Source organism: Anaerocolumna xylanovorans DSM 12503 (assembly GCF_900143645.1).
Taxonomy (GTDB): domain Bacteria; phylum Bacillota; class Clostridia; order Lachnospirales; family Lachnospiraceae; genus Anaerocolumna; species Anaerocolumna xylanovorans.
In genome coordinates, this window is the sequence record NZ_FRFD01000003.1 from 414,931 (window position 1) to 429,731 (window position 14,801).

Consider the following 14,801-nt stretch of genomic DNA (forward strand, 5'->3'; position numbering starts at 1 on the left):
AAACAGAATGACAAATTAGCATGATAAAAGTGTGTGGTGTAGATAATTTTTTAATTAAATAAATGGTAACGGATCCTCGAATCATAAATAAGCGGTTCGAGGATTTTTTTAGGCTGTTTTAAAAATCTTGTATGTAAGAGCTGTGAAAATCGAATATAATTTATTCATAACCAATGGGAAAATGTTATTAATTTTTGCTGATATTTCTAATGATCGGATATTATAGTCCAATGTTATTTTATAAATGACATTATATAATAAGGACATAAAAAATTATATGATGTATTGCATAAAGCGCATGTTGATTATACAATATGATAGTTTTAAAGGGAGCCATGGAGATGAAATTATATGATGATTGCAATTACACAAGATCCAGGTTAAGTCCAATTTTGTTTCAGGCAGATTTTGGCGGGCTAAGTTATATTTAAGTTTACGAATAAGACATATGTAGTTAAAAGTGAGGGGAAATATATGAATAGTGAAACGGAAATCAGATATCTGAAACTATTATCAAAGCTATATCCTACTATTGATGAGGCTTGTACAGAGATGATTAACTTACAGGCTATTTTAAATCTTCCTAAAGGGACTGAACATTTCCTTTCCGATATTCATGGTGAAGATGAAGCGTTTAACCATGTTCTTAAGAATGCATCCGGGGTCATCAGAAAAAAAATCACGGACCTATATGGGAAGACTCTTGAGGAAAAAAATATAAAGAGTTTGGCAACACTTATTTATTATCCCGAAGAAAAACTTGAGTTAGTCTGCAAACAAGAAAAAAATTTACAGGACTGGTATCGGATTACATTATACAGACTAATTGAAATATGCAAATATACTTCATCAAAGTACACAAGGTCAAAAGTAAGGAAAATGCTTCCCAGGGAATTTGCTTATATTATTGAGGAATTGCTGCATGAACAACCGGAACAGATAGATAAAGAAGAATATTATAATGCGATTATAAATACGATTATCAGTGTCGAAAAGGCAAATGAATTCATTGTTGCGATGTCTGAATTGATTCAGCAGCTGGTGATAGACCATTTACATATTATTGGTGATATTTTTGACCGTGGTCCAGGTGCTGATAAAGTGATGGAAACATTATATCATTATCACTCAGTTGATTTGCAATGGGGAAATCATGATATCCTATGGATGGGCGCAGCCTCAGGACATGAAGCCTGTATAGCTACTGTCGTACGAATTTGTGCACGTTATTCTGCTTTGTCCACTTTAGAAGATGGTTATGGTATTAATTTGTTACCTTTGGCTACTTTTGCAATGGAATTTTATAATGGTGATTTATGTGATGATTTTAAGCCCAAAATCTCATCCGGTAAAATGCTGCCAGAAAGTGAAATACGGCTTATTTCACAAATGCATAAAGCAATTGCAATAATACAGTTTAAATTAGAGGGATCGGTAATCCGAAATAATCCGACCTTCCATATGAATGACAGGCTTTTTCTGGAGATGATAGATTATAAAGAGAATACAATAAAAATAGACGGATCAATCTATCAGTTAAAAAGCGGTTATTTCCCTACAGTAAATCCAGAAAATCCATATTTATTAACTCCGGAAGAAATTGAAGTGATAGAAAAGTTAAAATATTCTTTTAAAAAGAGTGAAAGATTGCAAAAACATATGGACTTTCTAATTACGAAAGGCAGCATGTATTTATCATATAATTCCAATCTCCTTTACCATGGCTGTATCCCTTTGAATAAAGACGGCAGTTTTGCAAAATTCATCTTTGAGGAAGGCGGACAGGAATATAAGGGAAAAGCTCTATTAGATCGTTTTGACGCGATTGTAAGGGAGGGATATCTCGCACTGGAAAGGACAAAAGAAAAAGAAGTTTCAATGGATATTATGTGGTATTTATGGACAGGTCCTTTATCGCCTCTTTTTGGAAAAGATAAGATGACTACCTTTCAAAAATATTTCATTGAAGATAAGTCAACCTACAATGAGTTAAAAAATGCTTATTATACATTAATTAATGATGAGCATATGTGTCAAATGATTTTTGATGAATTTGGGCTGGATTCTCAAAAATCCCATATCATTAATGGTCATGTTCCTGTAATCACCAAAAAAGGAGAAAGCCCTATTAAAGCAAACGGGAAATTATTAGTGATAGATGGGGGTTTTTCAAAAGCCTATCAGGAAAAGACCGGGATTGCCGGATATACTTTAGTTAATAACTCCTATGGTTTGTTTATAGTTTCACACAGTCCTTTTGAAGATACAAAGAAGGCAATTTTGGAAGAAAAAGATATTGTTTCGTCAATTTTAATTTTGGAAAATGAAGTAATACGAAAGCATGTAGGAGATACTGATATCGGAAGGGAACTAAAATCATCAATAAATGATTTGAAAAATTTAATCGAAGCCTATAGAAAAGGACGGATAAAGGAGAAGTTTAGTAAATAGATTGTATATATTAAAAATCAGCAATCTGGTGTAACGATTGCAATTGCTATGTTTAAAGATTCCTTAAAAGTAAAACATGTTATATATCCGGCACGATTCATAAGACGGATAAGAATTACGGCAGCAAAAATTATTTTTAACATAGCACATCAGCTGGAAGTGCATACCAGCAGTATAAAAGATGGGGTGTTTTAGAATGCGAAAACTTAATGATAAGTTTATTACCAACTTACAAGCTGGTGAGTTAAATTGCTTGCTTCGTACAGTCAAATCAGATGATACTCTTTGCCTTGAACTTAGAGATAACTATATCAACGTATATTATCGTGGAGGTAATCTGCTTACTATTAAACAAGAAGGCGATAGGTACATATTCTACTTTGACAAACATTACTGCATCAACAATGAGGGAATGTGGAGGAGCCCGGATCTTGCAAGCTTTACCCGCATAGAGGATTATATTTCTGCTTTTCCGCTTCTAAAACGTGAAATGGATCATTGGTTTAGTAAAAACCAGAAGTTAGAACGTGAGTTTCAGCAACTTATTCTTAGAGAGAATAACTGTTCAACCATTGCCAATGATACCGATTATTTTATTAGTGACATTGAATATGCAAACCAAGAGAACAAAAGCCGGTTTGATATGGTGGGGATAAAATGGTCTTCAACTGCGGCAGCCCGTAAAAATGTTGAAGCACCTTCTCTTGCGCTTTTTGAATTAAAGTATGGTGACAGTGCTATGACCGGTGCCGCAGGTATTGTTAAACATTTTATAGATATAGAAAAGTTTGTCAATAGCGAAAAAATGATATCTTTATATAGTGAAGTCACAGAGCAGTTTAATCAAAAGGTCAGTTTGGGACTGATGGGCAGTATTGATAGGAAAATTAAAATTGACCAAAGTAAAAAACCGGAGTTTATAATTATTTGCGTAAATCATAAGCCTGCAAGTTCAACTATGAAGCGTGAGCTGCGAATGGCATTGGAAACCTGTCCGAATTTGCTTAATAAAATAGATATCAAAATGGCGGAATCCAGTTTGATGGGTTATGGGCTATATGAATCCTGTATGCTTCCTTTATTTGAATATATCAATTTATAGTAAGCAATCAAGTCAGAAAATCTTTTTACAGCGCAGTATTTGCTTGATGCCAAAAAGTGGATTTTTAAGTTGGGTTAAATGCCTCAGGACTGGAAATTGACAATAATAGAAATAAAGAAATTAAAGGAGGACATTCCACCCATGTCTTTTAACGTTAAAATGCAGACTAAACTCCCGTTGCGGATTTTAGCCTGCATTTTTTATGCCTGTAAACAGAGCGAAGCCAGCAATAAAAGCCAGGAGCATGTTGAATTATTAACGTATTCAAAATATAATAAATTTGGAAATAATGTTTCATAGATGAAAGGTAAAATTATGATAAAACTTTATTATGTGGAAGATGATTATGTAATTGCATCGGCAGTGCAGAAGTATTTAAAGAATAAGGGATATCATGTGATTATTTTTGAAACGATTGAGCAGACAAAGAAAGTTTTACAAACGGAATTACCATCCCTTGTTTTAATAGACTGGAATCTGACAGATGGAAGTGGATATAATTTATGCAAATGGATCAGAGAGACATGGAATGAACTTCCGATTATATTTCTCACTGTAAAGGGTGATTCCAAAGACATTGTTCAGGGATTTCAAGGCGGAGCAGATGATTACCTGATAAAGCCATTTGATTTAGAAGTATTATATGCCAGGATTTGTGCCATTTTAAGGCGTGCAGGCAATATAGCGGAAAATTATGTGACCTGTGGTGAAATTTCAATAGACAAAATAAAACTTAAAGTGTTTATTTCGGATGAGGAGATAGCGCTAAGTCAAACGGAGTATCAATTATTGAAGCTTCTTATAGAAAACAAAGGCTGCATACTGACAAGGACGGGTTTACTTGAAGTGATATGGGATGCGAATGGTAATTATGTGAATGATAATACATTGACGGTTACTATGAAGCGGCTGAGGGAGAAGTTACATAATCCTCCTTATTTAAAAACAATCCGCAGCTTTGGATATCGTATGGAGGATGTATAATGGAGAAAAAAGATATTAAGTTAGGAGCATGTATTATGCTGATATGTGTCTTGTTATCCGGATCATTGGCCATGATAGCAGGGGCTTTACATTATGCAGATAGTCAATATGATATTTTATCGAATTTGGCACAAAAATTGATAAGCAGGTATCCAAATGATGAACAGAGTATCATCAGAATGATAAAAGAAAATAGTGATATTTATCATAGAGTTCAGAGTGATAAAGATAATTATCTGTCTTTATACGGATACGAAGTTAAGGATTTTGCTATTGGGTATTTAAAGAAAATGCTCCCTGTTGTAATTATGGCTGCAAGTTTGGCTATAGGTTTGGTATTTGCTTTATTCTACCTTGTGAAGAAAAATGAAAGAGAGCGTATTGAAGTTCTTACAAGGTATCTTGAGCGATTGAATATGGGAAGAGAGGTTTCGATATTACCAAACAAAGAGGACCCTTTTTCCGGACTGCAAGATGAGATTTATAAAACGGTGACTATGCTATACAAGACCAGAGAAGAAGCTGTTGCAGCAAAAAAAAATTATGCGGACAACCTTGCAAATATTGCACATCAGATGAAAACACCGCTCACTTCCATGTCCCTTATGACACAACTAATAAAAGCAGATCGGAAAGAGGAGTATGTAGAACAGCTTCAAAAACAAATCGAGCGGCTAACTAAGTTAGAAGAGGCTTTATTGCTGCTTTCCAGAATTGATGCAGGGGTTCTGGAATTGGAAAAGGAGAATGTCGATGTCTATACCATACTGAGGTTATCAGTGGAAGGATTAGAGGAATTACCCATAGCGAAAGCTCTTGAAATCAAACTGGAGAATAGAGGAGCAGTGTCATATATGGGTGATAAAGAGTGGTCAATAGAAGCCTTTACAAACCTGATTAAAAATTGTATGGAATATGCGAAAAACGGGATTACAATCGAATACATACAAAATCCTATTTATACGGAAATAAAAGTATGGGATGATGGAGCAGGTTTTGCAGAGCAGGATCTTCCGCATATTTTTGAACGATTCTATCGGGGTGGCAGGGCGAAGGAGGGCGGGATTGGTATAGGGCTTGCTCTGGCAAAATCGTTGATTGCAATGCAAAACGGATGTGTTGAAGCAAAAAATTTGCCGGCAGGCGGTGCATGTTTTGCAGTCCGCTTCTACTGTCACTAAGATGTCACTTTTCTATGATATGATGCTGCTAACTAATATTTAGAATATCGTGAGGGGGTATTTTTGTGGAAATTCTTAAATGTGCGGGCCTTACAAAGGTATATGGAACTGGGGATAACCAGGTTACAGCATTAGACCATGTGAATTTGTGTATTGAAAAGGGAGAGTTTGTAGCAGTAATAGGAGCCTCTGGTTCAGGAAAATCGACCCTCTTACATTTGCTGGGCGGTGTTGATCAGCCAACAGAAGGAAAAGTATTTGTAGAGGATACGGATTTGTCAACATTGAACCCGACATCAGCAGCAATCTTTCGGCGCAGAAAAGTGGGATTGATTTATCAGTTTTACAATCTGATTCCCACACTTACAGTAAGACGGAATATTATAATGCCAATGCTTTTGGATAAGAAAAAGCCTGATGAAGAGTATTTTGACCAGGTTGTAGTATCATTAGGAATCCAGGATAAGTTAAACTGCCTTCCAAGCCAGTTATCAGGAGGGCAGCAGCAAAGAACTGCTATTGCCCGTTCATTGCTTTATCGGCCCGCATTACTTTTGGCAGATGAACCAACCGGGAATCTGGATCAGAAGAATTCCAGGGAGATTATTGAGATGTTAAAATTGTCCAACAAAAATCTCAAGCAAACGATAGTTATGGTTACTCATGATGAGAAGCTTGCATTAGAAGCAGACCGCATTATCACTTTTGAAGATGGCAGGATTATCTCCGATGAGAATAGAAGGAGGTAATAAGCATGTGGAAAGAGTATTCTATCAGCTATATAAAAAATAACAAAATCACTAGTGTTTCTCTTATGGTGGCAGCGCTTATATCAGCTATGTTCTTGTCGCTTATTACCAGTGTTTTCTACAATATGTGGATTGATAATATTAATCAGATTGTGGCCAAAGAAGGAGACTGGCAGGCAAAAATCATCGGAAGCATTTCGGAAAAAGAGATTGAGAGCATCCAAAGTAACGCTAATGTAAAAAATGTAATAACAACGCAAACAGAAAATGGCATGGAAACTTTAGTCTATTTTTATGAAATAAGAAGTACCTATGAAGATATGCCTAAGATTGCAAGATTGATTGAAGTAGATGCATCAGTTATTCAGTATCATGATATGTTGTTGTCAGAGTATTTTATATTTGCTCCGGATAATGAACATCCGCCTATGTTACTTGCATTTTATGTATTTGTTATGGTTGCTGCATGTATTTCTTTAATTCTGATTATCAGAAATGCTTTTTTGGTATCTATGCAGTCCAGGCTCCATCAATTGGGAATCTTGCAAAGTATTGGCGCAGCACCAGGGCAGATAAAGACTTGTTTATTGCAGGAAGCATTGGGATTATGCCTTTTACCCATTATCGTTGGTATAGGGTGCGGAGCAGGATTATGCTTTGGAGCCATTCGGCTAGCTAATGGAATAGCTGGTGCCTATCGCGGCGAAAATGCAGAATTTAATTATCATATTGGTCTATTTCTGATTACATTTATTGTTTCCATGCTTACAATTTTATGTTCCGCATGGCTGCCGGCAAGAAATTTAAGTAAGGTGAGTCCGTTGCAGGCAATCAAAGGAGAAGAAGAACAGAATTCTGTAAAAAAAGTAAAGAAATTCCTTCTTGTTTCTCTTCTTTTTGGAATTGAGGGAGAGTTAGCAGGGAAATCCCTGTATGTGAGAAGAAAAGCACTTCGTACAGCAACACTATCATTGACACTTTCTTTTTTTGCATTCAGTATCTTTCTTTGTTCTATCACACTGTCGGGAATTAGTACAAAGTATACCTATTTTGAAAGATACAAAGATGCATGGGATATCATGGTGACAGTAAAAGATCAGAATATTAATGATATTGAAGGCACCTTAGATATTGATACTTTAAATAAAGCAAAGAGCTGCTGTGTTTATCAAAAGGCACTTGCCTATACATGGTTAACAGAAGGCATGCTTAGTGATGAACTACAAGCGCTGGGAAGTATTTCAGAGGCAGCAGGCTCTGACGTATCTGTTAAAGACAGTAAATACCAGGTAAAAGTACCAATTGTAATCCTGGATGATACGAGTTTTAAGAATTACTGCGAAAGTATAGGAGTAAATGATGGTGGTTCAGAGTGGGGAATGGTTACCATCAATCGTATCTGGGATAACATCCATAGCAATTTCCGTTATAAAAAATATATACCTTTTATTAAAGAGCAGGATAACACCGGTTTTTCCTTATTTCAAAATAAGGATAGAAATGATTATATGGTAAAAATACCGGTTTTAGCCTATACGGATGAATTACCCGTATTAAGAGAGGAGTATGCGAATTACGCCTTAGTTCAAGTTATGTCTGCAAGTACATGGCAGAATATGCTGGCAAACATGAGTGTAGAATCACAGGAAACATATATTAATGTACAAACGGCAACAGATGCTGCTATCTGGTCTGTTCAGACAGAAATAGAACAATTATTGAGTGGAAAAAATTATGAAATCGAAAATCGTGCAGAAGAAAAGCAGTTTAATGAAGAGATAAAAAAGGGATATATTTTAATTATGGGCGGACTATGCGGCCTCTTGGCTATTATAGGATTGGCAAATGTGTTTTCAAATACATTGGGATATATATACCAAAGAAAACGGGAATTTTCCCGCTATGTTTCCGTTGGCCTTTCTCCCCGGGGAATTAAGAAAATATTATGCATAGAGGCTCTTATCATAGGCGGTAAACCTATTGTGATTACGGTTCCTTTGACTATTGTTTTTGTTATATTTGCAGCCGCGGCAAGCTACATAAATCCCATGGAATTTTTGGAAAGCATGCCAATTGTTCCGCTTTTTATATTTGCATGTATGATTATGGGCTGTGTAGCGTTGGCATATTACATCGGGGGAAGAAAGATTTATAGGAATAATATCATTGAAACGTTGAAAAATGATATATTGTCATAAAATATAAGGTTAACATTTGTATTGAAAGATTCAATTAAAAAGCAGCCTCACCGGCAAAAACGGGAGGCTGCTTCTTAATGCATACTAAACATATTGACATTGTATGAATAAAGTGTTATACTTCTAAAAACACTACAAGGAGGATACTTACATGGATAATATTTTCAGTAAAACATGTGATTTGCATAGGCGCAATAAAGTGCTTCCTGTAAATTATTATGCCATGGTAGAAAATAGATATGGTAAAGGTTCATTGTTCCGGAACATATATGATAAGAAATACATATCTATTTGCGCTGCTCTTGACCGATGTTGTGTGATGTAAAGTTTCTATTTCTATTCACATAACAAAAAGGAGAGTAATTTATGAAAAGAAAACTATATTCCGTTATTTTGACTTTGATTTTAACCAGCACACTATTTCTTGGTGCGTGCTCTAAAGCTGACAACAAACAGGCTGATTCGGATTCTGCCACACCAACCGGCACAACAGAAACAGCAACTCCTGAAGCTACACAGGCACCAACCGAGGCGGAAGATTCCGGTAAATTAAAAGTGCTAAATTGGGTAGCACCCGGTGAAGTTACTACGATGGATTCGGGAAAAAGTTATGATACCATAAGTTCAGAACAGATAGACTTTCAAGCTGACCCCCTTTATCGTATAAATGAGAAAAATGAAGCTGTCCCGAATCTTGCAGTTGCCCTGCCGGAAGTAAGTGCTGACGGATTAACGGTAACAGTCGAAATAAGGGATAATGCAAAGTTTTCAAATGGCGATAAGATTACAGCTGCAGATATTGTATATGCCGCACAGCGTGTTGTAGACCCGGCAACGGGATCACAGAGTGCAAATAACCTGACATACATAAAGAATGCCGCAGAAATTATCGCAGGCACCTTAAAGCCGGAAGAGCTGGGAGTAAAAGCTTTATCGGATACAAAGCTTGAATTTACGCTGGTTGCACCAAACAGCTACTTAAACACAACCTTATCTTCTACTTTACTGTCACCGGTAAGCAAGAAGTTTGTAGAAGAGCAGGGAAAGGATTATGGATTGACCTCGGATGCACTTTTGGCAAGCGGTCCTTATGTATTAAAAGATTGGAATGGAACAGATATATCCTGGAAATATGTAAAGAATCCTTATTATTGGGATGCCGATAACATTCATTTTGATGAAATCAACATACAGGTTGTAAAAGAAGTAGCAACCGGTGCTAATTTATATGAAGCCGGAGAGTTAGACGGCACAAAAGTAACCGGTGAATACATAACGCTGTATCAGGGCAAAGAGGATCTTGTTTCAGTTCAGACCTTGCGTATGACGAATCTTGAAATGGGAATCAGCTCCAATAAATATCTTCAAAATGAAAACCTCCGCAAAGCTCTTTTGTATGCCCTAAACCGTGAAGAACTTTCTACCGCTATTTTGAATGGTGACGGAGTTCCTTCCGTAGGAGTTATACCCAATGGCATAGCGGTAAATCCCGATAATGGTAAAAGTATAGCGGAAGATTTCGGAGTACTTGTATATACGGATGTTGAAAAAGCGCAGCAGTTTTTCAAACAGGCATTAAAGGAGCTGGGAACAGACAGCATAACCCTTCGGCTGGTAACCAGCGATTCGGATGAGAGCATCAAAATCGGACAGTATCTGCAGAGTATTTATGAGACCAATTTACCCGGACTGAAAATCGACCTGGCAAATGTTCCTGCATCTGTTCGCTTTGAAGAGATGATGAGTTATAAATTTGATCTGGCTCTAGGCGGCTGGACCGGTGATTTTGACCCTACCTCCTATGTGAAGCAGCATGAAGAAGGTTATGAGCACAACCACAGCCAGTGGAAATCGGAAGAACTGAAAAATCTGGTTACTGCTCTGGAGACGGCAGACGGTACGGACTTTACAAAGAGATGGGAACATCTAAAAGAAGCTAACCAGTATCTGATAGATAATGCGGTGGTGATACCTATTGTGCAGGCATCACAAAGTTATTTAATAAATCCTAAGCTCAAAGGGTATGTGACCCATGTATTAGGAACTCCTATTGATATTACCCGTGCATATATTGAAGAATAGGTGACTAATAAATAGTAAAAACAAGAACCGCCTTATGAAGCGGTTCTTGTTATATTGAAAGGAGAAACCATGAAACGATGGCTTCGGTTTATCAGTCACAGGCTGGTATATATGGTGACAACATTATGGGTTATTGTAACCATAACTTTTTTCCTGATGAATCTGCTTCCCGGTACCCCCTATAATAACAGGGATAAATTAAGCCCGGCACAGCTTCAGGTATTGGATGAAAAATATGGATTAAGCGAGCCTCTATTTACACGGTATACTACTTATATCAATAATATCCTTCACGGTGATTTCGGAATATCCCTGCAATTTTCAGACCAGAAAGTCACAACCTTATTGGGAAGCCGGATTGGAGTTTCCATTCAGCTGGGATTACAAGCGGTAATCTTCGGTACATTAATAGGAATAATATTGGGCATTATCGCAGCAATGAAGCATAACACCTGGATTGACACTTTTTGTTCTCTCTTTGCCATTGTGGGGCGTTCCGCTCCTAATTTTGTAGTTGCAGTTCTTTTACAGTATATTTTTGCGGTATCCTTAAGTCTTTTGCCTATCGGCCTATGGAAAGACGGTTTCAGTTCCAGCATATTGCCGACCCTGGCATTGTCCATATCACCTATGGCTGATACCTCCCGGTTTATACGTACGGAAATGATAGAAGTGTTAGGCAGTGACTATATCGAACTTGCAAGAGCAAAGGGTATGAGTGAATTGCGTCTGGTCCTGACCCATGGGCTAAGGAATGCGCTGATACCCATGGTAACTATAATAGGCCCTTTAACGGTTTCATTGATTACCGGCTCCATGGTTGTGGAGAATATCTTTGCCATACCGGGAATAGGCGAGCAATTCACAAAATCCGTACTTTCGAATGACTATTCTACTATTATGGCAGTAACTATTTTATTCTCGACTTTACTGGTAATCGTTATATTCTTAATGGATGTTCTGTACCAGCTGATTGATCCGAGAATCCGTGTGGGTCAGAAGACATGATTTATGCAGCAGAAAGTTATAGGAAGAAAGGATGCCAAGAGTACATGAATATCAATATAAACCAGATACCAAAGGAGCTTTTTCGATTTAAAACTACCGGACAGGATACGGCAGTAAAGGAGGAGATAACGCCGTCACCTACATTTTTGCAGGATGCATGGAGAAGGCTGTGTAAAAACAAAGGTGCATTGGCCTCTATGCTGCTGTTGACTGTCATTATCATACTTGCTTTCCTGGCTCCTGTCATTGCCCCTTATAATCCGAATACCCAAAACATACCCCATGCAAATCTGCCGCCTCGCATACCAGGTATTTCAATCAATGGCTTAAATGGGCGGGCGCAGTTACAGGGTAAATTGATTGACCGCTATGCCCTGGCCAAGGTTCCGGCAGACCGGAATTATCTATTCGGAACAGATGAATTCGGAAGAGACCTGTTATCCAGAACTCTGTACGGTACGCGTATATCGCTGACGATCGCATTTATAGCGGCCATTCTGGATCTGACCATCGGGGTTTTCTATGGCCTGACCAGCGCTTTAAAAGGAGGCCGGGTAGATAATTTCATGCAAAGAATATTGGAAATACTAACAGGGATTCCTAATCTTGTATTGGTAGTACTTATGCTGCTGATTTTTAAGCCGGGTATCTTATCCATTATATTTGCATTGACCATATCCTCCTGGATTCCCATGGCCCGTATTGTAAGGGCGCAGACCCTGCGCATTAGGAATATGGAGTATGTGCAGGCTGCCGTGGCGTTAGGCTCCTCCCAGGTGCGCAACGCCATCTCCCACATACTGCCTAACATAGCAGGAATAGTGGTCGTCAGAGCAATGTTTTCCATTCCCTCTGCTATATTTTTCGAAACTTTTTTAAGTTTTATCGGGGTTGGCATGAAGATTCCCAATGCTTCTCTGGGAACTCTCCTCAACAGCGGTTATAAGATGTTCCGTATTCATCCATACCAAATGTGGATTCCGTCTATTATCCTGTGTATCATCATGCTGGCTTTCAATTTATTTGCCGACGGGCTAAGGGATGCCTTCGATCCCAAAATGAAAGAATGAAAGGATGCCATATGTCAAATATACAATTGGATGTAAAGAACTTATCCGTATCGTTTTCCACACAGGCAGGAAAGGTCCATGCGGTCAGAGATGTAAGCTTTTCGTTACATAAAGGCGAAACCCTGGCTATTGTGGGTGAATCAGGAAGCGGAAAGACGGTTACCTGCAGAACGTTAATGCGGCTTTTATCAAAAAATGCATCCATTGATGCCGGAGAAATCTTACTGGAAGGAACGGATATTCTTAAGGTAAGTGAACGTAATATGCGCCATATCAGAGGAAATGATATTGCAATGGTTTTTCAGGACCCTATGACTTCCCTTGACCCCACAATGAAGATTGGACGTCAGATTGAGGAGGTAATTACACTTCACAGGAAGGTGAAACGGAAAGAGGCCAGGAAGAGGATGCTTGAATTGCTGCAGTTAGTGGGAATAGAAGATCCGAGACGCCGCAGCCGGCAATATCCTCATGAATTTTCCGGCGGGCAGAGGCAAAGGATTGTTATCTCCATTGTTCTGGCATGCAATCCCAAAGTGCTGATTGCGGATGAACCGACTACCGCCCTGGATGTTACCATGCAGGCACAGATTATTGATTTACTGAAATCCCTGCAAAAGAAAATCAATACTTCCATCATATTTATTACCCACGACCTGGGAGTTGTGGCAAATGTGGCGGACCGGGTCGCAGTAATGTATGCGGGTAAAATCATAGAAATCGGGCGCGCAGATGAAATATTTTATGATCCGAGGCATCCTTATACCTGGGGACTTTTAAATTCCATGCCGACACTGGACACAAGTGCACCCTCTTTATATACGATACCCGGAGCACCGCCCAACCTATTAAAACCACCGACGGGAGATGCATTTGCTCCCAGAAATGAATATGCTCTGGCAGTGGATGAGCTTTATGAACCACCCATGTTTCAGATCAGTGACACTCATTATGCTGCTACCTGGCTTTTGGATGCGCGGGCACCTAAAGTTAATCCTCCCGCTGTTCTAAATAAGCGCAGAGAGGAATTTATAAAAAGGAGCGGTTTGTATGCAGAAAGCTAATAAAATTCTTGAGGTGGAACAGCTGGTACATACTTATGATACCGGTTCAATGAAAGTGAATGCCGTAAATGATATTAATTTTTATATCAAAGAGGGTGAAACTTTCGGACTTGTGGGGGAATCGGGCTGCGGCAAGACCACAACAGGGCGAATGATAGTGAAGCTGCTGGATATCACATCGGGAACCATACGTTATAAAGGAAAGGATATAGCACAGATTCATCATAAAAAAGAACTGATGAAGTTCAGGCGGGAGGTCCAGATTATCTTTCAGGATCCTTATGCCTCTCTGGATCCGCGTAAAAAGGTAAGGGATATTATAGCAGAGGGCTTAGATATCCATAATATGGCGGCTTCTAAAAAAGAGCGCGATGATATTGTAGCAGAATTGCTGAAGACAGTGGGACTGAATATGGACTTTGCTTCCCGTTATCCCCATGAGTTTTCCGGCGGACAGCGGCAAAGAGTAGGTATTGCAAGGGCATTGGCTTTGAATCCGCAGCTGGTAATTTGCGATGAACCCATATCCGCATTGGATGTATCCATCCAGGCGCAGGTAGTAAACTTATTAAAAGAATTACAAAAGACCAAAAAGCTTACTTATTTGTTTATTGCCCATGACTTATCCATGGTCAAATATATTTCTGACCGTATCGGTGTAATGTATAAAGGAAAGCTTTTGGAAGTGGGTGAGGCGGAGGAGGTCTATCATAATCCCATTCATCCTTATACCAAAAGTCTGATTTCTGCCATTCCGCTCCCGGATCCTTATTTTGAGCGGGAGAGGAGGCGGGTGTCTTATATACCGCTGCCTTACAGAGAGGATCTTAAGCTGCGGGAGTTAAAGCCGAATCATTATGTTTACTGCGATGATGCGGGTAATTTTTAATATATGGTATTTAAAGGGATAAG

At 38.5% G+C, this 14,801-nt stretch carries 11 protein-coding genes; all 11 read left to right on the plus strand.

The features are described from left to right. Positions 1–474 precede the first annotated feature (474 nt). The 11 genes from BUF11_RS01875 to BUF11_RS01925 all read left to right on the plus strand — a co-directional run bounded on the left by BUF11_RS01875 (position 475) and on the right by BUF11_RS01925 (position 14,778). Entirely contained in the window at positions 475–2,451 is a 1,977-nt protein-coding gene (locus tag BUF11_RS01875) for a fructose-1,6-bisphosphatase (RefSeq protein WP_073587105.1), read from the plus strand. 196 nt (positions 2,452–2,647) lie between these two features. Continuing rightward, positions 2,648–3,553 carry a hypothetical protein gene (locus BUF11_RS01880; RefSeq protein ID WP_073587106.1) on the plus strand — a complete coding sequence of 302 codons (906 nt, stop codon included), beginning with the start codon at positions 2,648–2,650 and terminating at the stop codon, positions 3,551–3,553. 315 nt (positions 3,554–3,868) lie between these two features. Next, the gene (locus tag BUF11_RS01885) at positions 3,869–4,537 is read left to right on the plus strand and encodes a response regulator transcription factor (RefSeq protein WP_073587865.1); all 669 of its coding nucleotides are present in this window, start codon (positions 3,869–3,871) and stop codon (positions 4,535–4,537) included. Beyond that, on the plus strand, positions 4,537–5,718 hold the full coding sequence (locus tag BUF11_RS01890; RefSeq protein ID WP_084558405.1) for a sensor histidine kinase: 1,182 nt from the start codon (positions 4,537–4,539) through the stop codon (positions 5,716–5,718). Before BUF11_RS01885 ends, BUF11_RS01890 begins: the two co-directional genes overlap by 1 nt. 65 nt (positions 5,719–5,783) lie before the next feature. Continuing rightward, positions 5,784–6,467, plus strand: coding sequence for an ABC transporter ATP-binding protein (locus tag BUF11_RS01895; RefSeq protein WP_073587108.1), 684 nt, complete (start codon positions 5,784–5,786; stop codon positions 6,465–6,467). Positions 6,468–6,472: 5 nt separating this feature from the next. Continuing rightward, positions 6,473–8,665 (plus strand): ABC transporter permease, encoded by a 2,193-nt coding sequence (locus tag BUF11_RS01900; RefSeq protein WP_073587109.1) that lies wholly within the window; start codon positions 6,473–6,475, stop codon positions 8,663–8,665. 366 nt (positions 8,666–9,031) lie between these two features. Then, complete coding sequence (locus BUF11_RS01905; protein WP_073587110.1) at positions 9,032–10,747, plus strand: peptide ABC transporter substrate-binding protein; 1,716 nt, start codon at positions 9,032–9,034, stop codon at positions 10,745–10,747. 69 nt (positions 10,748–10,816) lie between these two features. After that, the gene (locus BUF11_RS01910) at positions 10,817–11,755 is read left to right on the plus strand and encodes an ABC transporter permease (protein ID WP_073587111.1); all 939 of its coding nucleotides are present in this window, start codon (positions 10,817–10,819) and stop codon (positions 11,753–11,755) included. A gap of 44 nt (positions 11,756–11,799) precedes the next feature. Next, positions 11,800–12,825 carry an ABC transporter permease gene (locus BUF11_RS01915; protein ID WP_073587866.1) on the plus strand — a complete coding sequence of 342 codons (1,026 nt, stop codon included), beginning with the start codon at positions 11,800–11,802 and terminating at the stop codon, positions 12,823–12,825. Positions 12,826–12,836: 11 nt separating this feature from the next. After that, positions 12,837–13,889: an ABC transporter ATP-binding protein gene (locus tag BUF11_RS01920; protein ID WP_073587112.1), complete on the plus strand. Its 1,053-nt coding sequence runs from the start codon at positions 12,837–12,839 to the stop codon at positions 13,887–13,889. Further along, entirely contained in the window at positions 13,876–14,778 is a 903-nt protein-coding gene (locus tag BUF11_RS01925; RefSeq protein ID WP_073587113.1) for an ABC transporter ATP-binding protein, read from the plus strand. The genes BUF11_RS01920 and BUF11_RS01925 overlap by 14 nt, the downstream gene beginning before the upstream one ends. The last annotated feature ends 23 nt before the right edge of the window (positions 14,779–14,801 follow it).